This window comes from Marinospirillum sp., assembly GCF_014859565.1.
The window spans coordinates 1-20,935 of sequence record NZ_JACUUA010000007.1 but is presented as its reverse complement, the minus strand read 5'-3'; the positions used below and the strand labels follow the sequence as shown (position 1 = coordinate 20,935).

25 protein-coding genes and 1 pseudogene are annotated in these 20,935 nt (G+C 51.5%); 10 read left to right on the top strand and 16 right to left on the bottom strand.

Features of this window, described 5'->3' with window-relative positions:
• The first annotated feature begins 13 nt into the window (after positions 1-13).
• The 6 genes from IBX50_RS02320 (at position 14) to IBX50_RS02295 (ending at position 3,387) form a co-directional block, all read left to right on the top strand.
• Positions 14-646 carry an arylesterase gene (locus IBX50_RS02320; RefSeq protein WP_292252995.1) on the top strand — a complete coding sequence of 211 codons (633 nt, stop codon included), beginning with the start codon at positions 14-16 and terminating at the stop codon, positions 644-646.
• Positions 647-682: 36 nt separating this feature from the next.
• Entirely contained in the window at positions 683-1,603 is a 921-nt protein-coding gene (ppk2, locus tag IBX50_RS02315) for a polyphosphate kinase 2 (protein WP_292252994.1), read from the top strand.
• Positions 1,604-1,620: 17 nt separating this feature from the next.
• Positions 1,621-1,842 (top strand): hypothetical protein, encoded by a 222-nt coding sequence (locus IBX50_RS02310; RefSeq protein ID WP_292252993.1) that lies wholly within the window; start codon positions 1,621-1,623, stop codon positions 1,840-1,842.
• Between the two features lie 211 nt (positions 1,843-2,053).
• Positions 2,054-2,521 carry an Rrf2 family transcriptional regulator gene (locus tag IBX50_RS02305; RefSeq protein WP_292252992.1) on the top strand — a complete coding sequence of 156 codons (468 nt, stop codon included), beginning with the start codon at positions 2,054-2,056 and terminating at the stop codon, positions 2,519-2,521.
• A gap of 135 nt (positions 2,522-2,656) precedes the next feature.
• Positions 2,657-3,070 carry a PAS domain-containing protein gene (locus IBX50_RS02300; RefSeq protein WP_292252990.1) on the top strand — a complete coding sequence of 138 codons (414 nt, stop codon included), beginning with the start codon at positions 2,657-2,659 and terminating at the stop codon, positions 3,068-3,070.
• 104 nt (positions 3,071-3,174) lie between these two features.
• The gene (locus tag IBX50_RS02295) at positions 3,175-3,387 is read left to right on the top strand and encodes a PA3496 family putative envelope integrity protein (protein ID WP_292252989.1); all 213 of its coding nucleotides are present in this window, start codon (positions 3,175-3,177) and stop codon (positions 3,385-3,387) included.
• Positions 3,388-3,462: 75 nt separating this feature from the next.
• Here IBX50_RS02295 and IBX50_RS02290 read toward each other — a convergent pair whose 3' ends face one another.
• Genes IBX50_RS02290 through glyA form a run of 9 tightly spaced genes read right to left on the bottom strand, consistent with a single transcriptional unit; the run spans position 3,463 to position 11,305 of the window.
• On the bottom strand, positions 3,463-4,713 hold the full coding sequence (locus IBX50_RS02290; protein WP_292252987.1) for a DUF945 family protein: 1,251 nt from the start codon (positions 4,711-4,713) through the stop codon (positions 3,463-3,465).
• An 11-nt stretch (positions 4,714-4,724) separates the two neighbouring features.
• A complete protein-coding gene (locus IBX50_RS02285; protein ID WP_292252985.1) occupies positions 4,725-5,201 on the bottom strand; it encodes a phosphatidylglycerophosphatase A in 477 nt (158 codons plus the stop codon).
• Complete coding sequence (gene thiL / locus IBX50_RS02280) at positions 5,198-6,166, bottom strand: thiamine-phosphate kinase (protein ID WP_292252984.1); 969 nt, start codon at positions 6,164-6,166, stop codon at positions 5,198-5,200. The genes IBX50_RS02285 and thiL overlap by 4 nt, the downstream gene beginning before the upstream one ends.
• Before the next feature lie 5 nt (positions 6,167-6,171).
• Entirely contained in the window at positions 6,172-6,681 is a 510-nt protein-coding gene (nusB, locus tag IBX50_RS02275; RefSeq protein ID WP_292252983.1) for a transcription antitermination factor NusB, read from the bottom strand.
• 1 nt (position 6,682) lies between these two features.
• Positions 6,683-7,159, bottom strand: a complete 477-nt coding sequence (gene ribE, locus IBX50_RS02270; RefSeq protein WP_292252981.1) for a 6,7-dimethyl-8-ribityllumazine synthase — start codon at positions 7,157-7,159, stop codon at positions 6,683-6,685.
• A 13-nt stretch (positions 7,160-7,172) separates the two neighbouring features.
• The gene (gene ribBA, locus IBX50_RS02265) at positions 7,173-8,318 is read right to left on the bottom strand and encodes a bifunctional 3,4-dihydroxy-2-butanone-4-phosphate synthase/GTP cyclohydrolase II (protein ID WP_292252980.1); all 1,146 of its coding nucleotides are present in this window, start codon (positions 8,316-8,318) and stop codon (positions 7,173-7,175) included.
• Between the two features lie 50 nt (positions 8,319-8,368).
• Positions 8,369-9,505, bottom strand: coding sequence for a bifunctional diaminohydroxyphosphoribosylaminopyrimidine deaminase/5-amino-6-(5-phosphoribosylamino)uracil reductase RibD (gene ribD / locus IBX50_RS02260; RefSeq protein ID WP_366930685.1), 1,137 nt, complete (start codon positions 9,503-9,505; stop codon positions 8,369-8,371).
• Positions 9,506-9,543: 38 nt separating this feature from the next.
• A complete protein-coding gene (gene nrdR, locus IBX50_RS02255; protein ID WP_292252978.1) occupies positions 9,544-10,023 on the bottom strand; it encodes a transcriptional regulator NrdR in 480 nt (159 codons plus the stop codon).
• Between the two features lie 22 nt (positions 10,024-10,045).
• Positions 10,046-11,305: a serine hydroxymethyltransferase gene (glyA, locus tag IBX50_RS02250; RefSeq protein WP_292252976.1), complete on the bottom strand. Its 1,260-nt coding sequence runs from the start codon at positions 11,303-11,305 to the stop codon at positions 10,046-10,048.
• Positions 11,306-11,503: 198 nt separating this feature from the next.
• Between glyA and ettA the strand changes: the two genes are divergently transcribed.
• From ettA to trxA, 3 genes are all read left to right on the top strand, one after another.
• On the top strand, positions 11,504-13,165 hold the full coding sequence (ettA, locus tag IBX50_RS02245) for an energy-dependent translational throttle protein EttA (RefSeq protein WP_292252975.1): 1,662 nt from the start codon (positions 11,504-11,506) through the stop codon (positions 13,163-13,165).
• A 121-nt stretch (positions 13,166-13,286) separates the two neighbouring features.
• On the top strand, positions 13,287-13,802 hold the full coding sequence (locus IBX50_RS02240; protein ID WP_292252974.1) for a hypothetical protein: 516 nt from the start codon (positions 13,287-13,289) through the stop codon (positions 13,800-13,802).
• Between the two features lie 93 nt (positions 13,803-13,895).
• Positions 13,896-14,744, top strand: coding sequence for a thioredoxin (gene trxA / locus IBX50_RS02235; RefSeq protein ID WP_292252973.1), 849 nt, complete (start codon positions 13,896-13,898; stop codon positions 14,742-14,744).
• Between the two features lie 2 nt (positions 14,745-14,746).
• On the opposite strand, the gene sulP is transcribed toward trxA, so the two are convergent.
• Genes sulP through IBX50_RS02220 form a run of 3 tightly spaced genes read right to left on the bottom strand, consistent with a single transcriptional unit; the run spans position 14,747 to position 17,813 of the window.
• A complete protein-coding gene (gene sulP, locus IBX50_RS02230) occupies positions 14,747-16,489 on the bottom strand; it encodes a SulP family inorganic anion transporter (RefSeq protein ID WP_292252971.1) in 1,743 nt (580 codons plus the stop codon).
• Between the two features lie 21 nt (positions 16,490-16,510).
• Positions 16,511-16,936 (bottom strand): TIGR01244 family sulfur transferase, encoded by a 426-nt coding sequence (locus tag IBX50_RS02225; protein ID WP_292252970.1) that lies wholly within the window; start codon positions 16,934-16,936, stop codon positions 16,511-16,513.
• A 10-nt stretch (positions 16,937-16,946) separates the two neighbouring features.
• A complete protein-coding gene (locus IBX50_RS02220) occupies positions 16,947-17,813 on the bottom strand; it encodes an MBL fold metallo-hydrolase (RefSeq protein ID WP_292252969.1) in 867 nt (288 codons plus the stop codon).
• A gap of 139 nt (positions 17,814-17,952) precedes the next feature.
• Here IBX50_RS02220 and IBX50_RS02215 point away from each other — a divergent pair, with 139 nt between their 5' ends.
• Complete coding sequence (locus IBX50_RS02215) at positions 17,953-19,632, top strand: DUF342 domain-containing protein (protein ID WP_292252968.1); 1,680 nt, start codon at positions 17,953-17,955, stop codon at positions 19,630-19,632.
• 72 nt (positions 19,633-19,704) lie between these two features.
• Here IBX50_RS02215 and IBX50_RS02210 read toward each other — a convergent pair.
• From IBX50_RS02210 to IBX50_RS02195, 4 genes and pseudogenes are all read right to left on the bottom strand, one after another.
• Positions 19,705-19,794: pseudogene (locus IBX50_RS02210) on the bottom strand (type II toxin-antitoxin system YoeB family toxin); the annotation flags it as partial.
• A 38-nt stretch (positions 19,795-19,832) separates the two neighbouring features.
• A complete protein-coding gene (locus IBX50_RS02205) occupies positions 19,833-20,132 on the bottom strand; it encodes a type II toxin-antitoxin system RelE/ParE family toxin (RefSeq protein WP_292252966.1) in 300 nt (99 codons plus the stop codon).
• On the bottom strand, positions 20,133-20,402 hold the full coding sequence (locus tag IBX50_RS02200) for a type II toxin-antitoxin system Phd/YefM family antitoxin (RefSeq protein ID WP_292252965.1): 270 nt from the start codon (positions 20,400-20,402) through the stop codon (positions 20,133-20,135).
• Positions 20,403-20,577: 175 nt separating this feature from the next.
• On the bottom strand, positions 20,578-20,868 hold the full coding sequence (locus IBX50_RS02195) for an addiction module antidote protein (RefSeq protein WP_292252964.1): 291 nt from the start codon (positions 20,866-20,868) through the stop codon (positions 20,578-20,580).
• Positions 20,869-20,935: the final 67 nt, after the last annotated feature.

Sequence of the window (20,935 nt, the reverse complement as noted above, 5' to 3'; positions counted from 1 at the left end):
GTGTTGTCCGTGGATGAATAAAAAACTGCTGTCACTCAAAAAAGTTATTTTCTGTTTGCTGCTGGTGTTACCGATTTCTGCAACTCTGGCCAGCCAGCAACCGCTGCTGATGGTAATGGGTGACAGCCTTAGTGCTGCTTATAACTTGCCTGCAGACCGTGGCTGGGTCAGCCTGCTGGAACAGCGCTTGCAACAACAGGGTTACGCCTGGCGGGTGGTGAATGCCTCAGTCAGCGGTGAAACAACCGGAGGTGGACTCACGCGTCTACCTGAACTGCTGAGACAACACCAGCCGCAGATTGTTCTACTGGAGCTGGGAGCCAATGATGGCTTGCGCGGACAACCACCCCAGCGCATCACCGTCAACCTGAATCAGATGATACAGCTGAGCCAGCAAGCCGGGGCAGAAGTTCTGCTACTGGGCATCCTGCTGCCACCTAATTATGGGCCGCGTTACCTGCAACAATTTGAACAAATCTACCCACAGCTGGCAAAACAACATCAGTTACCCCTGGTGCCATTTCTACTTGAAGGGGTAGCTGATAACCCTGCACTAATGCAACAGGATGGACTGCATCCTACAGCGGAAGCCCAGTCAAGAATCCTTGAAACAGTCTGGGTTGAGTTAAAACCCCTGTTGAATTAAGGTGTACTTTTCTGGCATGACAACAGGAGGTCTAGAATGACAGAATTCGCCACCCCGGAAAACACCGCTCCGGATCTTGCTGCTGAATCAACAGCGCCCAGCCCGGAACAATCGTTACCTATCCCGCAGCCCACTGCTGCCGACAAGCTCAGCAAGTCTGCTGAAGCGGCTTTTGATGCCACTAACTACCCCTACAAGAAAAAAATCACCACCCGTGAATACGAGGCGGAAAAACGCCTGTTGCAAATTGAATTATTAAAAATGCAGCGCTGGATCAAAGATGAAGGCGAGCGGGTGGTGATCCTGTTTGAAGGTCGTGATGCCGCCGGTAAAGGTGGCACCATCAAACGCATGATGGAGCACCTGAATCCACGTGGTGCACACGTGGTAGCACTGGAAAAACCCACAGAGCGTGAACGCAGCCAGTGGTATTTCCAACGTTATATTCAGCACCTGCCGGCAGCTGGTGAAATTGTGCTATTTGACCGCTCTTGGTACAACCGTGCCGGTGTTGAGCGAGTCATGGGGTTCTGCAGCCAGGAAGAGTATGTACAATTTTTGCACCAAACCCCGGTGTTTGAACAAATGCTGGCAGACAGCGGTATTCGTTTGTTCAAGTTTTGGTTTTCCGTATCACGCAAAGAGCAGTTCCGCCGTTTTATGGCACGTCGGGAAGACCCACTCAAACAGTGGAAACTCTCCCCTGTGGATCTTGCATCCCTGGATAAATGGGATGATTACAGTCGTGCCAAAGAGGCCATGTTCCTGCATACCCACAAGGGGCAATCACCTTGGACAGTGATCAAGTCGGATGATAAAAAGCGTGCACGCCTGGCCGGAATGCGTAAATTACTTGCCAGCATCCCTTATGCCAATCGTGATGATGCCGTAGTTGGTGAGCCTGACCCACTGCTGGTTGCCAGTGCTTCCGAAGTGCTTTCTAACCCAAATATCTGATACCGAGGTGCTCAAAAATGAGTCGGGAACACCTGAAACATGCCCAGCGAGTTGTTGCGGCTTTTAGTGAAAAGCTCAGTCAGAGTGGCCGTGATCACATCGGCGCAAAACACTTTGCTGAACTGGAAGTGCTGATTGAAGTCGCCATGGCAACTACCGTGAATGAAACCCGTGAGCAGCTCGCCAATCAGCTGGACGAGCTGACTCGATCACTGCGTGCGTCGGAATACAGCGACTGAAGACAGTAAAAAGCAATTCTGGGTAAACATTGGAAATATGTGCTCTCTCAAATTTTACATCCAGTTAAGAGCAGGAACTATTTAGCTGTATTTACTCACAGCGCAAATTAGCAAGCCTGCTATGATGATCTGAGTTTTCAAGTAGGTCTTTTGATCTGTAACCTTAAAAGGAACCCGGGTTCTGGGTCTGTTATCCACGAAGGAAAAAACCATGCAGCTAACCCGTCAGACTGATTATGCTATTCGTGTCATGATGTTTCTCGGCATCCAGCAGGATGACCGCCTGGTGACTATCAGTGATATTGCTTATCACTTTGATATTTCACGCAACCACCTGATGAAAATTGTCCACAAGCTGGGTCAGATGGACTATGTCCAGACGGTACGGGGCAAGTACGGTGGCCTGCGCTTAGAGCGCGAGCCAGGCAGTGTTAACCTCGGTTATCTGGTACGAGATTTTGAAACCACCCTTGAAGTGGTGGACTGTAAAAAACTCACCTGTCCAATCACCGGCGCTTGTGAGCTCAAGCCGATGATACAGAAAGCACAAGAGGCTTTTCTGGCAGTGCTGGATCAGTACACCCTGCAAAATCTACTCAGCAACCCTGCCGACATGCGCTCCCTACTAGGCATATCCGAAGATGAAGAGTTACCCTTGCAGGTTATGGCCGTTTCCTGATTCGGCCATAATCACTCCAGCAGAAGCCAGTTAATCTGGCTTCTGCTATTTAACATCCCCGCCCCCCGCACAATTGATATTTATGCCACCAGCCTGCATAGTTGCACCAACAGCAGACAACAAAAGAAGATCACCATGAACCCCAAACCCATTATTAACCCCGAACTACTGGAGCGGGTTGTGAACGAATCCCAGGACGGTATTGTTATTGCCGAACAGGAAGGTGACGAAAACATCCTGATTTATGTCAACAAGGGCTTTGAGCGCCTCACTGGTTACGCTGCAGATGAAATTCTTTATCAGGATTGCCGTTTTTTACAGGGTGATGATCGTGACCAGTCCACATTGGATAAAATTCGCAACGCCATTAAAAACAATCAACCTTGCCGGGAAATTGTGCGTAATTATCGTAAAGATGGCTCCATGTTCTGGAATGAACTATCCATTACACCGGTTTTTGATGACGCGGATCAGCTGACGTATTTTATTGGTGTGCAAAAGGATGTCACAGAATTGATGCAGCTGCGTCAGGCTCTTGAGAAAAACTGATACAGCCATAAATAAAATTTTCTTGTTTTCATCACAAAAAACACCTATATAGCTCCTGTATGCAAAGTAACTGGATATGCAAACTAACTGGAGTTGCCTGAGCCATGGGTCGTGAAGAAGCCTCTTTTGTTGACGAAGATGTCTTTGAAGCTGCGGTCAATGATGACGAATATAATGCTGATATCAGTGGTAAAGATGGCATGACAAACCGTGACAGTTCACCGATTGCCAAACGCCGGATGATTGAAGCCATGTTAGAAGAGCGCAGGCTGCGCAAACAGCTCGAAGATGATTTTAACTTTGATGATGATGACTGACACGCTCTGGTCGCTTCATTAACAAAAAACCGCCAGCAGTCTGACTGTTGGCGGTTTTTACATTCAGAGCCTGTATTACAACGGCATTAGCTGACCATTCAGCCTTAGCTCACCATTTTCCAGCAGCAGGTGCTGCTCCTGATCGGGATTATCAACCATATAAGGCGGAATACCCAGCATCAGCAGTAAAATCGGGTTGATTTGATCAAAAACCAGCTCCAGTCTTACTCGGCTGAAAAAGTCTTCCGTACCCAACTGACCTAAACTCAGTTGCAACAGATAGTCGGTTGGTAAATTGGTGCCATCAAAACTCAGTGAGCCATGAACCTTTTGATCGAATTCCATGGGTGCTTTTAAGCTGAATTCCAGCTGCTCCAGCAGTAGCTGCGGCGAACTAGCCAGCAGACGATCAGTCGTTGCCAGCAAGGCCTGATTCTGAGATTCACTCAGCGGGTCAAAACCCATCTGCCCATCCATTTGCTCCAGCAGATCTGCCATAGCCTGACCATCCAACTGTTTTGTTCTTAATGTCAGCCGACCCGCTGCAAGTGACTTGCCATCACTGGTCACCTCACCAAGATCCAGCTTCATCAGCAGATCAAATGCCTTTTTAGTGAAATCCAGTTGCAACTGCCATAAAGGTTTGTTGATCTGCACATTGCCCTGTGAACCACTAAAGTCCAGTGATTCAAAAGTCAGCTCAATCTGTCCTTTAGACCAGGGATAATCCACCCGCTGTTCAAAGGTCATCAAAAGGCCAGCGAGATCCAGATTACTGGTGTTATAACCCTGTCCGCGAGCTTGGAGGTGATCCATGCGCAGCTGTCCAACTTGCTGGCCTGTGTAGTGATACACCCCTTCATGCACCAGACCGGATGACTCCAGCAGCACACCTGCCTCTTGCAGGTTAAAAGGCTCCAGCACCAGGCGATAAGTGGCTTTGTTCCAGTCTGCTTTACCGACGTAAGTCAGCGGGGTTATGCCCAGTTCCTGCAACAGGTCAATGGTCTCACCATCCTGTAAGGATTCTGCTTTTAGATTGACATCACCGTTAAAATTCAACCAACCGGGTAAATGACTAGCCTGCCAGCGGGTTTCAATCAGCAGTCGGGTTTCTGCATCCAGATTCATGGCCAGGGTTTGTTGGCCGGATGAACTGAACAAACCTTCCTCCACCTCATTCAACACCAGCTCAATACGTGGATCACGTACCGATTCAGTGGTGACTTTCTGCAGCTCGGCATGGAACATTCGGCCAGTGGTAATACTGGCTGCGACTCCGGCAACCAGCAGCACCAGTAATAAAATCCACAAAAACTTTTTCATCAAAACTCCGTTCAACCCAAGAAATAATAAAACGAGTGCAGGATCAGCGCGGCATAAACTGCGGCCAGCACATCATCCAGCATAATTCCAAAACCACCGTGTACACGCTTGTCCACCCAGCCAATTGGCCAGGGTTTGATGATGTCAAAAAAACGAAACAGCACAAATCCAGCCAGTGCCCAACCCAGGCTCACTGGCAAGGCCAGCATGGTCAGCCAGTAGCCAACAAACTCATCCCAGACAATACCACTGTGATCATGTACGCCAAGATCTGCCGAGGTTCGTCCACATAACCAACAACCCAATACAAAACTGACCAGTAGCACCAGCAGATAAAAAGGCAGGGATAACTGGGCAATCAGGAAATACAGGGGCACGGCTGCCACTGTACCCATGGTGCCCGGTGCCCAGGGTGAGGCACCACTGCCCAGACCAAAAGCCAGAAAATGGATCGGGTTTCGCCAGACACTGGCAGGAGCTTTATTCATGAGTTGTTTTCACTGGCAGAAAAATGATTGTATCCACGGGGTTCCAGCACCTTGCCTTCAGGTGTGCGGATTCCGGCACCGGACACACAACGCCCGATCATCTGCAAGCCTGGGCAGAGGCTACGTGCCAGAGCAAAATCCTGTTCATCAAGAGTCAGCAGCAAAGCGTAATCATCACCACCGTGCAAGGCTGCATCCATGGCACCCTCCTCACCCAACTGTTCTATCAGACCGGCATCCAGCACCAGAGCATTCAGATCCAGCTCAGCACCCAATGCAGATGCAGCCAGTAGATGTTGTAAATCCACCAGCAGCCCATCAGAGATATCCATGGCGGCAGTCACCCGTGTGCCCTGCATCAGCCGTTGAGCTTCTATCAGCAGCGGTTGGGGCAGCATGTAGGCTTGCTCCAGTGAATTCCAGTCAGAGCGATTTTTGGCGCGATCCGGTTGCTCTAACATCAGGCGTAAACCAGCATGCGCGAGCCCCACGGTGCCAAGCAAGGCAATCACATCACCACTGCGAGCAGTGGAGCGCTTCCAGACATGAGATGGACTGACAACACCCTGTACCTGCACACTGATGGTCAATGGCCCTTTGGTCGTATCACCACCAATCAGGGGACATTGTGCCGCATCAGCCAGCGCCCGCAGTCCCTGACTGAAGGCATCCAGCCAGGGTTCATTCACTTCTGGCAGGCTGATTGCCAAGGTAAAGCCCACCGGCCTGGCACCCATGGCCGCCAAATCCGACAGAGCCACTGCCAATGCCCGCCAACCAATCGCCCAGGGATCAGCCTGTGCCGGAAAATGCCGATCAACCACGGAAGTATCAATGGACAACGCCAGTTGTTCACCGGGTTGTAACTGCAGCAGGGCGCAGTCATCACCGATGCCGGCAACCACCTCCGGCAGCTGAGGTCCGATGCCGGTGAACCAGCGGTTGATCAGGGCAAATTCATCCATGGGTCTTAGCCTTGAGCGCTGCGACGCGCCTGAATTTCTGCAGCACGAACCCGCTGTGCCAGTTTGTCGAGGATGCCATTGACGTATTTGTGGCTATCGGTGCCACCAAAACGCTTGGCCAGCTCCACGGCTTCGTTGATGATCACCCGGTAGGGTACATCCAGCCGTTGACTGAGTTCATAGCTGCCCAGACGTATAATGGCCAGCTCTATCGGATCGAGTTCATTCACCCGTCGATCCAGGAAGGGCGCAAAACTTTCATCCAGTTGCTGTTGTTGGCGGGGAATGGCCTGTGCCATTTCGTGAAAGTAGGCCAAGTCTGCTTTTTTCAGAACCTCAGTAATATCTTCATGCGGTTCCAGTTTATCATCCGGCAGTGCCGCACGAATATGCGCCTCAACTAGGTTCATGGGATTACCACTGACCTGCCATTGATAGAGTGCTTGCAGAGTCAGCTGACGCGCGGCACTGCGTGCAACACTGCGTGAGGGTTTACGGGTTTTTCCTGAGCCCATCTTAATTCCCCAGCGTGTTCAGCAGATTAACCATTTCCAGTGCCGCATCTGCGGCTTCAATGCCTTTGTTACCCATTTTGGTGCCGGAACGTTCCACCGCTTGCTCAATGGAATTGACTGTTAATACTCCATTGGCAATCGGAGTTTCAAACTCCATCATCAAACGGCTCAGTGCTGAGTTGCATTCACCAGCCACATATTCAAAATGCGGAGTACCACCACGGATTACCGCACCCAGCACAATCACCGCCGCCGGTTTACGGGTCTGCAGCACTTTTTTAGCCGCCAGTGGCAGCTCCCAGGCACCGGGAGCACGTACAATTTCTATCTGATCCGCAGTCACACCATGGCGACGCAGGGTATCCACAGCGCCAGATACCAGACTTTCCACCACAAAGCTGTTGAAGCGACCGACCACCAGTACGAACTGACCCTTGGCTGCGTGCAGTTGTCCTTCGGTTTGTTTAATCTCTTGCATATCCAGTATCTCTTTAGCTGTTATTCAGAAGGGTTGCTTCGTAATCTTCTACACTCAGGGTTTCTACGATTTCCAGATCGAAACCGGATAGTGCGCCAAATTTTAACGGTGAGGATAACAAGCGCATCTTGCCTACCCCAATTTCACGCAATATCTGAGCACCGGTACCGATGGTCAGATAAGTACCTGCACCATCTTTGGCGCTGGTGCGGGCTTCACGCTCCAGCCCCAGAAAATGCCGCAACTGCACTTCCAGCGAAGGTTTGGGGGCAGAGTTATCCAGCAACACCACCACACCTTCACCTTCTTCAGCGATACACGCCATGGATCGGTGCAGGCTCCAGCTACTTTTATCCTGTACACGGCCATCCAGCAAATCCCGGAAGGTATCGGCTTGATGCACACGCACCAGCGTTGGACGATCCATCTGAGGCTGACCCATCATCAGCGCCAGGTGGGTACCGCCCTGCACATCATCATGGAAAGAAGTGACCTGAAAGGTGCCATGACCAGTCTGCAACTCATAACTGTCACCCTTGCGAACGGTGGCTTCATTCACTACCCGGTAGTGGATCAGATCCGCAATGGTGCCAATTTTAAGCTTGTGTTTTTCAGCAAATTTTTCCAGATCCGGACGTCGCGCCATGGTGCCGTCATCATTCATGATTTCAACAATCACCGAGGCAGGTTCACAACCAGCCAACCAAGCCAGATCACAACCGGCCTCGGTATGACCCGCACGTTGCAACACACCACCGCGCTGGGCACGCAGCGGGAAAATATGCCCCGGCTGCACGATGTCGGCAGGTTTGGCGTTACGCGCCACCGCCACCTGTACGGTATGGGCACGATCAGCCGCAGAAATACCGGTGGTCACCCCTTCCGCAGCCTCGATGGAGAGGGTGAAATTGGTGGAGAACTGGGCACCATTACGATCCACCATCAGCGGCAGATCCAGCTGATCACAGCGTTCTGAAGTCAGTGTCAGGCAGATCAGACCACAGGCATGACGCGCCATGAAGTTGATGTCTTCCGGACGGACTTTTTCTGCCGCAATAATCAGATCACCTTCATTCTCGCGATCTTCATCGTCCATCAGAATAACCATCTTGCCCTGACGGATGTCTTCAATAATTTCTTCGATTGTATTTAAAACCATGATGTCCTCTATATCAGCAGTGACCAGCTTAACACTTTGCGGCACTGGTATCAGGATAGCCCCTGCGGCTCAATAATAAAGCGCCAATCCTGGCCGACTGCACGAATATCACGGACGGTCAGTCGAGGTGCATCCACCAGTTGATCCAGTCCCGGCAAATGCAATAATCCACGTGCAGCATCACCCAGAAGCAATGGAGCCATATAAAGACGTAACTCCTGTACCAGACCCGTCTGTAAAAATGCCCCCGCCAGCTGTGCACCCGCCTCCACCAGCACCTCGTTGCAACCTCGCTGCGCCAGTGTCTGCAGCAGCTGTAATAAATCCAGCGGATGGGTTTCACCGGCTTGCAGCAGCACTTCTGCCCCTGCTTGCTGCAGGGCAAGAATTTTTTCCGGTTGTGCCAGCGCTGTGGCTTCTCGCGTGACCAGCAGTGTAGAGCCCGGCTGCTTAAAAATGGCCGCTGTTGTTGCAACCCGCAGTTGTGAGTCAGTAATGACTCTTAGCGGCTGGGTAAAGCCATATAAATCCGTCAGTGATGGTTCACGCACCGTCAGACGGCTGTTATCACTGATCACTGAATCTGCACCGGTGATAATGGCACAGCTGGCGGCTCGCAGATGCTGTACATCCTGCCGCGCTTCAGCGCCGGTAATCCACTGGGATTCACCAGAGGCCATGGCAGTGCGACCATCCAGACTCATGGCCAGTTTGATGGTCACACGCGGCAAACCCTGACTCATACGTCTGAAAAAACCCGGATTCAACTCACGCGCATCAGCTTCCAGCAAACCCTGCTCCACATACAAACCGGCATCTCGCAGCTTTTGCAGCCCACGTCCGGCCACCTGCGGATTGCTGTCCAACTGAGCCACACAAACCCGTTTAACTCCCGCCTCAATCAGGGCATCTGCACAGGGTGGTGTACGCCCATAATGACTGCAGGGCTCCAGTGTCACATAAGCATCTGCACCCCGAGCCAATTCACCAGCCTGACGCAGAGCATGGATTTCGGCATGGGGTTCACCAGCTTTGAGGTGTGCACCCTGTCCAACCACTTCACCAGCACACACCAGCACACAACCTACACGAGGATTGGGGCGGGTAGTGTACCAGCCCTGACGCGCCAACCGGATTGCCAGTGCCATGTGTTCGGCGGAGAAGCTCTGGGGTTGTACAGCAGTCAAGTTTATATCCCAGTGGTTAAACCCAAGAATCCGGCAAGTTACTTGCCGGAGGAAGATATTGATGAAGGGTCAGCAGCCAGCTGGTCTATTTCAGCACGGAACTCTTTGAGATCCTTGAACTGGCGGTAAACAGAAGCAAAACGTATGTAAGCCACCTGATCCAGCTGCTTTAACTGCTGCATCACCAGCTCACCAATCATCATGGAAGGCACTTCACGTTCACCACTGGCGCGTAGCTGCTGGCGAATGCGCTCCAATGCGGATTCCAGTGCTTCAGTATCCACCGGACGCTTTTCCAGCGCCCGCTGTAAACCGGCACGCAATTTGGACTCTTCAAACGCCTCGCGGGAACCATCCCGCTTGATCACCCGAGGCATCAGCAGCTCTGCTGTTTCATAGGTGGTGAAACGCTCACCACAGGACAGGCACTCACGGCGACGCCGCACCTGGTCACCATTGGCAACCAGACGGGAGTCGTTCACCTTTGTGTCCTGCGCACCACAAAAAGGACAATGCATGGCTGCTGCCTCGGGTTACACCTCAGTCCTGATACACCGGAAAACGTGCGCAGAGTGCAGCAACCTTCTGCTTAACACCTTCCTGTGTGGCGGTATTACTAATGTCATCCAGAATGTCACAGATCCAGCCAGCCAGCTCGGTACATTCTGCTTCTTTAAAACCACGAGTGGTCACAGCCGGAGTACCAATACGCAGACCGGAGGTCACAAACGGGCTTTGTGGATCTTTGGGAACCGCATTTTTGTTCACGGTGATGTGAGCAGCACCCAGTGCAGCATCAGCATCCTTACCCGTCAGACCCTTGCTGATCAGGCTTAACAGGAACAGGTGATCTTCTGTGCCATTGGACACCACATCATAACCACGCTGAATCATCACACCGGACATGGCCTGGGCGTTTTTCACCACCTGCTGTTGGTAGGCTTTAAATTCTGCACTCATGGCTTCTTTGAAACAAACTGCCTTGGCCGCAATCACGTGCATCAGCGGGCCACCCTGACCACCGGGGAATACCGCAGAGTTCAGCTTTTTATAGATGTCTTCATCACCACAGGCCGACAGAATCAGACCCCCACGCGGGCCGCGCAGGGTTTTGTGAGTGGTGGTGGTGACAACGTGGGCGTGTTTCATCGGGCTGGGATAAACACCGGCAGCCACCAGGCCGGCCACGTGTGCCATGTCCACAAACAGGTAAGCACCGACCTTGTCAGCGATTTCACGGAATTTAGCCCAGTCAACAATCTTGGAGTAGGCAGAAAAACCGGCAATGATCATTTTTGGCTGGTGTTCAACCGCCAGACGCTCCACTTCGGCGTAATCAATTTCGCCGGTGTCCGCATTCAGACCATACTGCACAGCATTGTACAGCTTGCCGGAAAAGTTTGGCTTGGCACCGTGAGTCAGGTGACCACCTTCAGCCAGACTCATGCCCAGCACGGTATCACCGGCCTTGACCAGCGCCAGGAATACGGCAGAGTTGGCCTGAGAGCCAGAGTGCGGCTGCACGTTGGCATAGGTGGCACCAAAGAGTTCACAGGCACGATCTATGGCTAGTTGCTCCACCACATCAACATGCTCACAACCGCCATAATAACGCTTGCCGGGATAACCCTCAGCGTACTTGTTGGTCAGCTGGGTGCCCTGAGCTTCCATCACCGCTGGGCTGGTGTAGTTTTCTGAGGCGATCAGTTCGATATGATCTTCCTGGCGCTGTACCTCAGCCTGCATGGCAGACCAGAGATCGGCATCAAATTCGGCAAGTTTGGATTTACGGCTAAACATGGCTACCCCGGCGTGGTGGGAGGAATAAAAGGGCAAAAATTCAAGGCGGGCATTTTACCTTAGTCTGCCCTGGTGTTCACATGAAAAAATTCAATGCCGGTGAGGAGTTTTTTTCAGGCTGGCTTTCCAAGGCCGCTGCTTCTATCATGCTGCCAGTATTTACACCATCAAAATCAGTTCAGGAGTTGTTGTTCTGCCATGGCACAATATGTTTACAGCATGCACCGGGTCGGCAAAACCGTTCCCCCGAAACGTGAAATCCTCAAGGATATTTCACTGTCTTTTTTCCCCGGCGCAAAAATTGGTGTTCTGGGTCTGAATGGTTCGGGTAAATCCACCCTGCTGCGCATCATGGCCGGAATTGACACCGAAATTAACGGCGAAGCCCGCCCCATGCCGGGCATTAATGTCGGTTACCTACCTCAGGAACCCGAGCTGGATGCAGAAAAAACCGTTCGTGAAGTGATTGAAGAATCTCTGTCCGTAGTTAAAGAGGCTCAGGCAAAACTGGAAGAAGTCTATGCTGCTTATGCTGACCCGGATGCTGATTTTGATGCTCTGGCTGCTGAACAGGCACGACTGGAAAATATTATTCAGGCCGCAGATGCCCACAACCTTGAACGTAAGCTGGAAGTAGCTGCGGATGCCCTGCGCCTGCCGGAATGGGATGCCAAAGTAGGCAACCTGTCTGGCGGTGAAAAACGCCGCGTGGCTCTTTGCCGACTGCTGCTGTCCGGCCCGGACATGCTGCTGCTGGACGAACCCACCAACCACCTGGACGCCGAATCCGTCGCTTGGCTGGAACGCTTCCTGCACGACTACCCCGGCACTGTGGTTGCCATCACCCACGACCGTTATTTCCTCGATAACGTGGCTGGCTGGATTCTGGAGCTGGATCGCGGCATGGGCATTCCTTTTGAAGGCAACTACTCCAACTGGCTGGAAGCCAAACAAAACCGCCTGGAACAGGAATCCAAACAGGAAAGTGCTCACCGCAAGGCAGTACAACAGGAACTGGAGTGGGTGCGTCAGGGTGCCAAGGGTCGTCAATCCAAATCCAAGGCGCGTCTGAAGCAGTTTGAAGAGCTCTCCAGTCAGGAATTCCAGAAGCGCAACGAAACCAATGAAATCTATATTCCGCCCGGACCTCGCCTGGGTGACAAGGTTATTGAATTTCACAACGTCAGCAAGGGTTTTGGCGGCAATCTGCTGTTTGAAAACCTTGACTTTGCCATCCCTAAAGGCGCTATTGTGGGTGTTGTTGGTGGTAACGGTGCCGGTAAGTCCACCCTGTTCAAACTGATCAGTGGCAAAGAGCAGCCTGACAGTGGTGAAGTGGTGATTGGTGACACCGTACAACTGGCGACCGTTGACCAGTCACGCGAAGGTCTGGAAGATAAAAAAACCGTCTGGGAAGCTGTATCCGGTGGAGCCGACACCCTGAAAGTTGGCAACGTTGAAATGCCATCCCGTGCTTATGTTGGTCGTTTTAACTTCAAGGGCAACGATCAGCAAAAACGTGTTGGTGATCTCTCTGGTGGTGAACGCGGACGTCTGCATTTGGCACTGACTCTGAAGCAGGGTGCCAACCTGCTGCTACTGGACGAACCGTCTAACGATCTGGATGTGGAAACCCTGCGTGCACTTGAAGATGCACTGCTGGCTTTCCCCGGCTGTGCACTGGTCATTTCGCACGACCGCTGGTTCCTGGATCGTATTGCCACCCACATTCTGGCTTATGAGGGTGACTCAAAAGTGGTGTTCTTTGAAGGCAACTATCAGGAATACGAAGAAGATCACAAAAAACGAGTGGGCAACGACACTCCAAGGCGCATGAAATACAAACGTATTGATGCCTGATGCTCTCGCGCCTGCACAAGGATCGTGCAAGCAACAAGTTGTTACTCAAGTGTACTGGAATAAACCAACATCAATTATGGATAATTGTTCGGTTAATCAACACGCAACCAGAAGGCAAAGGATGCAGGTTTTTCGCGTTTATAACCATAAAAGCAAAGGCTACCAAGCTGTACCCGTTGGCTTCAGCGTGAGCGCCTTTCTTGCCAGTTTTCTCTGGGCCGCTGCCAACAGCCTCTGGGGCAAGGCTTTTGTGCTTTTTTTTGGTTTTCTGATGATGATTGGTGGCGCAATAGCCGGTGCCATGCTGAATATGCCACTGGTGATGCTCTCATCCCTTGCCGGAATCAGCCTATTGCCACTCTGGGCAGGGGTACAGGGGCAGCAGTGGATTTGTGATCGTTTTGAACGTCAGGGTTACAGCTTGGTCAAACGCATCAGCGCCGAGTCTGCCACTCACGCCATCAATGCCGCCAAGCGCAGCGTGAAAAAACCGGAAGCCAGCCACTCAAAAGAACCCGTCAACAAACCGGCTGCCACCTTTGGCCGTGATTTTCGTGATGTGCGTGACAATGCCGCACCCAATTCCAATCAGCCACCACCACAAGATTTTAATGCCAGACCCTGGAAACGGCGTTAAACCTACCCGCAACAGTATAACGGGGCTTGATATTTAGCCTGCCAGCCCCCATATTTCCTGCAACCCTTTTGTTTTGCCGGTACAGGAAACCTCATGAGCAGCTCTCCGCATATTATTGACATCACCTTGGAAAACTTTCAGCAGGTGATCCTTGAAGGCTCGATGCAGCAGCCGATTCTGATCGACTTCTGGGCGGACTGGTGTGCCCCCTGCAAAGCTTTGATGCCTGTGCTCACCAAACTGGCTCATGAATTCAACGGTCAGTTCATCCTTGCCAAAATCAATATTGAAGAACAGCCGGAGCTAGCCGCACAGTTTCAGGTACGCAGTGTGCCCACCGTGATGCTGGTGAGTCAGGGGCAGCTGGTTGATCAATTTAATGGCGCCAAACCGGAAAGTGAAGTACGGACCTTCCTGAAACAACACCTCACCAATCCGGTGGAAGCCTTTAAAGATCAGATCAAACAGCTGGTGGGAGAAGGTGATCTGGATCAGGCTCAGACACTGCTGCAACAGGCTATCAGCCAATTGCCAGATGACATCGACCTGCAGATTGAACTGGCCAGGGTATTACTGCAGAAAAACTTATCTGCTGATGCTCGTTCGGTACTGGATCAACTGCCGGATGCCGACAAGGCTCGCCCGGAAGTAAAAGGTCTGATTGCCGGATTGCAGTTTGTTGAAAAAGCACCCTCTGCTGAGCTGCTGACAACACTGGTTGATCGGGATGACAGCGAAGCCCGTTACCTGAAAGCCATGGCTGCACTGGTGCAGGCCAACTATGAAACAGCACTGGAGTTACTGCTGAATCTGTTGCGTGATGATCGGGCTTACGAAGAAGGTGTTGCCCACAAAACCCTGTTGGAAGTCTTTGCGCTCCTGGGTGAAGGCAACCCGCTGGTGGTGTCTTCACGGCGCAGACTGTACACCCTGATGTACTAAAATCAGCTTAATGCCTGCATTGCCTGATGCTGAGTCAGAAACACCTGCCCGGTCAGGTGTTTCGGAAAATCAATCAGCTTCAGGCGATCCAGCACCGGCCCTTTGATCTCGGATAGGTGCAATAACACTCCCTGCTCTTTTAACAGGCGGTTCAGCTGCTCCAGCACTTCCACACCACTGGCATCAATGTGATTGATGCCGGAACCCATCAGAATGACATGTTGTAATTCCGGACGTTGTCCAACTTCATCCAGCACCCGTTGTTCCACTTCCTGAGCATTGGCAAACATCAGACTTTCATCAATCCGCAGTGACAGAATGCTCGGATGCAGCTCAACATCATAACGCTGTACATTGCGGTAATGCTCCGTGCCGGGCAAGCGACCCACCACCGCCACATGCGGGCGACTGTTTTTTGCCAGCCAACTGGCCAGTGACACCATTACACCCAGCATCAACCCCAGCTCGATACCCAGAAACAGCACCCCCATCGCGGTTGCCAGCCAGGCCAGTGCATCACCACGACTGTAACGCCACAAATAGGGCAGCTGTTTCCAGTCAATCAGTGAAAAGACGGCAACCATGATTACTGCGGATAACATCGCCTGTGGCAAGTAATACAGCCAGCCAGTCAGAAAAAACAACACCAACAACATGCCCAGTCCGGTGAGGATGCTGGCCATGGGGGTGATGGACCCAGCATCATGATTCACGACGCTACGGGACAATCCACCCGTGACAGGAAAACTGGCCGACAGCCCCGCAGCCAGATTGGCAACACCTAACCCCAGTAACTCACGATTGGAATTAACCTGCTGACGGCGACGGGCAGCAAAGGTGCGGGCAATGGCAACCGATTCAGCAAAACCCACCAGACTGATCATCACGGCCATAGGTAACAGCAACAGCAGCACTTCCGCTGTGATGCTCGGCAGCTGCAACAGCGGTAAACCAATAGGTAGCTCGCCCACTACTTTGATTCCAGCCTGATCCAGCTTAAAAAAAGCCACTCCGGCAGTAGCGACCAGCAACAACAGCATGGGAGCCATGCGTGAAGTCAGATTGGCAGCAGACTGTGACAGGCCATACTTCATTAGCAATCCAGCCATGGAGTGCCTGGCCCAGTAAAGAAAAGCCAGAAAAAAACTGCTCAGCAACAGGGTGTTCAGATGCAGAGTTCCCATCCCATGATAAAAACTCAGCAGCAGAGTTTGCAGGGTGCCGCTCTGCAGCGGGATGCCAGTCACACCTTTTAACTGCCCCAGCAGAATAATCAAAGCTGAAGCACTAACAAATGCCGACATGACGGGATGGCTTAAAAAGTTAGCCAGAAAACCCATCCGCAGCGCACCCATCAGCAACAAACAGCCACCGGATAAAAGTGCCAGCAAAATAGCCAGTGCCACATACTCAGCACTACCCGGCATTGCCAGCGGACTGAGTGCACTAAACGTCAGCAGGGAGGTGATGGCCACCGGCCCAACGGCCAATACCCCGCTGGTGCCAAACAGGGCATAAGCCATAGCAGGCAGAATGCTGGCATACAAGCCGGCTTGCAGTGGCAGGCCGGCTAGCAGGGCATAGGCCAAGCTCTGGGGTATCAGCAGCAGACTGACAATCAGCGCAGCAGTGGCATCCTGACGCAACATCGCCAAATTATAAATGCGGTGTCGGAACAGACCCCACAAACCCTGCTGCATGGCCGTGCCTTGCAGTGTTTTGAAATCTGCTCCGTGTTGCTTCATGCTGGGTGTCGAACTCCGCAATCAGCTGGTCAGGCGCTTGAAAAAATCAGGCAGATCAAACCCTGCTTTCTGCAGCTGTGCAACCAGCTCCTGACCGGGCTGTTGATCCTTACGGCTCAGTGCCCAGAGGCATCCACAACGTGCACCCGTCCGACAAAAAGCCACTACCGGCTTGGGTGCTGCGGCATAAATACGACCAAACTCAACACCCTGTTCATCCGTCACCTGCCCGGAAACCACCGGCTGGTGTACCCACTGCATACCCAGTGACTCAGCCAGCGCTTGCAGTTCAAGGGTGCTGGGCTGATCCGCTTCTTCATGATCAGGGCGGTTAAAAATCAGGGTTTTTACACCTTCGGCAGCCAGTTCACGAATCTGGCCAGTAGTCAGTTGACCACAGGTACGCAGATTTTCTTCCAGTTGACGCATTGCAGGTAATTCAGCCATAACAGGCTCCTTATTTAAACTGATTCAGGGGAAGTTTGAGATAGCTTACACCATTAGCCTCCGGTGGAGGAAACTGTCCGGCACGCATGTTGATCTGCACCGAAGGCAGAATCAGATGCGGCATCGCCAGGGTTGCATCCCGTTCAGTTCGCATTTTGATAAACTCCTCTGCCGTTTTACCGCCACCCACATGAATGTTATTGGCTTTTTCTTCCGCCACGCTGGTTTCATATTGATACTCATCACGCCCCGGTGCCAGATAGTCATGACACATAAACAAGCGTGTTGTATCCGGCAGGGCAAAAATTTTCTGGATGGAATGATACAGGATGGCGGCATTACCACCGGGAAAATCACAACGAGCCGTACCATAATCCGGCATAAACAGGGTGTCACCCACAAACCCTGCATCACCGATCAGATAAGTCAGACAGGCCGGTGTATGACCCGGAGTGTGTATCACTCGGCACTGCAGTTGCCCGATATTAAACACATCACCATCAACAAACAGCCGGTCAAACTGGCTACCATCACGTGCAAAGTCAGCACCAGTGTTAAACAAGTTGGCAAACACCTGCTGCACTTGGATAATTTCAGCACCAATGCCGAGCTTTCCGCCCAGCTTGCTTTTTAAATAGGGCGCAGCAGACAAATGATCAGCATGAACGTGGGTTTCCAGAATCCATTCCACAGTTAAATCCAGCTCCCGAACTCTGGCAATCAACTGATCAGCACTGCTTGTGCCGGTATTGCCGGAAGCAGGATCAAAGTCCAGCACCGAATCCACCAGTGCACAAGAGTTGTTTTGTGGGTCACGCAGTAGATAACTGTAGGTATAGGTATCCTGATCAAAGAAGGCTTCAACTTCTGGATTCATGAGGTGCTCCTTATATTGAATAGTGATCCCAGTGTAGCTTAAACAAAAAAAACCGCCGAAGCAGGGTTTGTGGACCTTATTTAAAGCATTTCAAAATCATGTTAATTTTGTTGTCTACAGTTTTGAACAAGGTGGATATATGGACAAGAAACAAGCCAGTGAAACTAACAGCTCAACGGAACTGCCCTCAGCATTGGATTTGGGGCTGGCTTATCACCTGAAAGACAACAACGAACTCTGGGTGGAGTTTAATCCGCTGGACACCACCCGAGAGCTGAGCAAAGAACAATTTGCCTACCTGACTTATCAGGCAGACTTTCTGCCAGAGGATTTTCCACTGATCGGTGAAGCGGTTGCTGTATTGCTGGATGCCGTACGCCGCCGTGATCCCCGCGAAGTCTGTGTCAGCATTCCCACTGATGCGCATCTGGATGTTTTTGTCAGTCCCAACAAACTGCTGGCCGGTATGGTGCTGCACGGTGCCCAGGGGCGCGGTGCGTCGATAGATCGCAGCAAACTGGATCAGCTGTTAAAAAAATCCAAAGTCACACGCGGGCTGCTGGATGACGCACTGGAACAACTGCTCAGCCCTAAACTAGCCGAAGAACTGAGAAACACCGATCAGGTGTACTGCACCGTTATTGCTTATGGCGAAGGCCACGAAGCCGGTGTTGATGGAAGAATTGAAACCCTGATCAAGGATGCCTCTGACCGTCGCCCCATTAAAGATGAACATGGCAGAGTCAACTTTCTGGAAAAAGGTGACTTTCCTTTTATTGAAGAAGATACCCCACTGCTGCGCCGCTACCCCCCCACCAAAGGCAAACCCGGCTGGACAGTCACCGGCAAAACCGTTCGTGCCAAAGATGGCAAGGATCTGCAATTTAAAATCAAGGATGCCACGGTAAAGGTTGCTGATAGTGATGAAAACCTGCTGGTTTCAGCTGTTGCCGGTATGCCGGTGCTGTATGACAAGGGTGCCCAGATTGAGCAGGTATTAAAAATCAACCAGGTGGATGTGGAAACTGGTCATATCCGTTATCGCGGCAGCATCGAAATCAAGGGGGATGTCCGCGACGGCATGCAAGTGGTTGCCACCGGTGATATCAAAATCGGTGGCGGTGTGGATGCTGCCTTTATTAAAGCCGGTGGTCATATTGAACTGCTCGGTGGTGCCATCGGGCACAAGGATGCCCAGTACCTATCCGAAAAAGCCGCCTTAAAAGCCGAATGCAGCATCAAGGCACGTTTTGCCCACGAAGCCATGCTGGAAGCCGGACAAGAAATTATTATCAATAATCAGGTCATGCACTCCAGCCTGGTGGCCGGCAACTACATTCAAATCCTTGGCAAGGGGCAGGCGGTGGGTGGTCGCCTGAAAGCCGTGGACTACATCGAACTGAACACCTGCGGCGCGGTGGCCTACAGCGAAATGGAACTGGAAGTAGGTGAATGCGCCCAGCAGCAGGAAACCTATACCGAGTTATTGGCTAAACTCAACCAGATTGAAGATCAAAAATACAAACTACTGGAGATGACACGCAAAACCCGCCAGCAAGGTCGCCAGCAGATGATCAAAATGAAAGACAAACTGATTCAGACCAAGGAAAACATCCAGGCCAGACAAAGAGAACTCAACACCCGCATCAGCCTGGCGGAAAGTGAATTAAAACGCTTTTATGCCGCCAGAATCACCGTCAACCGCCGCGCCTACCCCGGCACCCAGATCATCATTGCTGGTAAAAAGTATGAAGTGAATCACGAACTCGACAAGGTCACCTTTGTACTGCAAGACGACAAGGTGTTTCCAAAGCAGTGAGCGGATAGAGCCTGCTAGACAGCCATGGTTAAAGTCTTGCGTACGCATGGCCATGCGCATAGCACGAAGTGCCTATGCATACACCAACCTGTTCGTATCATCTATTCGACGAGACCAAAAGCCAGCTAAATTCACCTTTAGTGGTGCAGGTTTGCCTATTCCCACACGATTAAAAAATATATCTATACCCTGAATAGAGATTATATTTTGTTATCTGGCAACTTAAGTTGCCTCTCGCTCCGCCAGACTCGGATAAGCAAAACTTCTTTGGCCTGCCTGAAGTAGACAACCCGAAATGGTGTGTGAATCAATTCGCGAATATGATCCAGGTTAAATTCAGGAACAACTCGGCCAGCATCAGGGTGGAGTTGAAGCATTTCGCTATGCTCCAGAATAGCAGTCACGAAATCATCACCGATATGTGGCGCATCCAGCTCTCTGTAGTACTCCTGAATGGCCAGTAAGTCCTCAAGAGCAGACTGTGCAATGCGTAATTCCATTTACTTGATGCCCAGCGCTTTCCTGGCATCCTCTAACGACAGGGTGTTGCCATCACGAACATCCATAAGCCCCTGCACCACCGCCTTTACAAACCGCAATTCCTCTGTGGTTCTCTCATAATCCTCTAGCCCCTGAACAACAGCAATGCCGCGACCTCGACTGGTCAGCAGGATTGGACGATGTGTCTCCTGCGCTCGACCAACCACCTTTCCGGGATTGATCTTCAGGTCTGATAGAGGAACAACATCCTCGGAAAATTTCACTTGCATAACAATTACCCAGTCAACGCTTGAGCACCATTAATAGCACCAGTTAACAGGTGCGGTCAAGGCAAGCAAGAATCTTCAGCTTCTTGATGATGTCTTTACTGTTCATGGATAACATTACACACACATCTGCATCATTAACGGCGACGTGATGCGATTGGTTAGAGTTGGCCTGCACTTACTTGTGCGCTGGCGTAGCGTGCAACTCCACACCAAGGGCGCGGATCAGTTTCAATATAGTGTCATAGCGTGGTTTTGCGCCAGGCGCCAGCGCCTTGTAAAGGCTTTCACGACCCAAGCCTGTATCTTTGGCAAGTTGCGCCATACCACGCGACTTGGCGACGTCGCTAATGGCAACAAGAAAAACATCAGGATTTTCGTCTTCAAGAGCCGTGTTCAGGTACTCCGCTATAACCTCTTCGTTGTCGAGGTACTCGGCAGCATCAAACTGTGCCAGTTTCTTTTTCATAACTTAACCCTCACAATGGTTCAGACAGTTTCATGATGCAATAGCACCGTAGTTGCAAAGCTCCTCA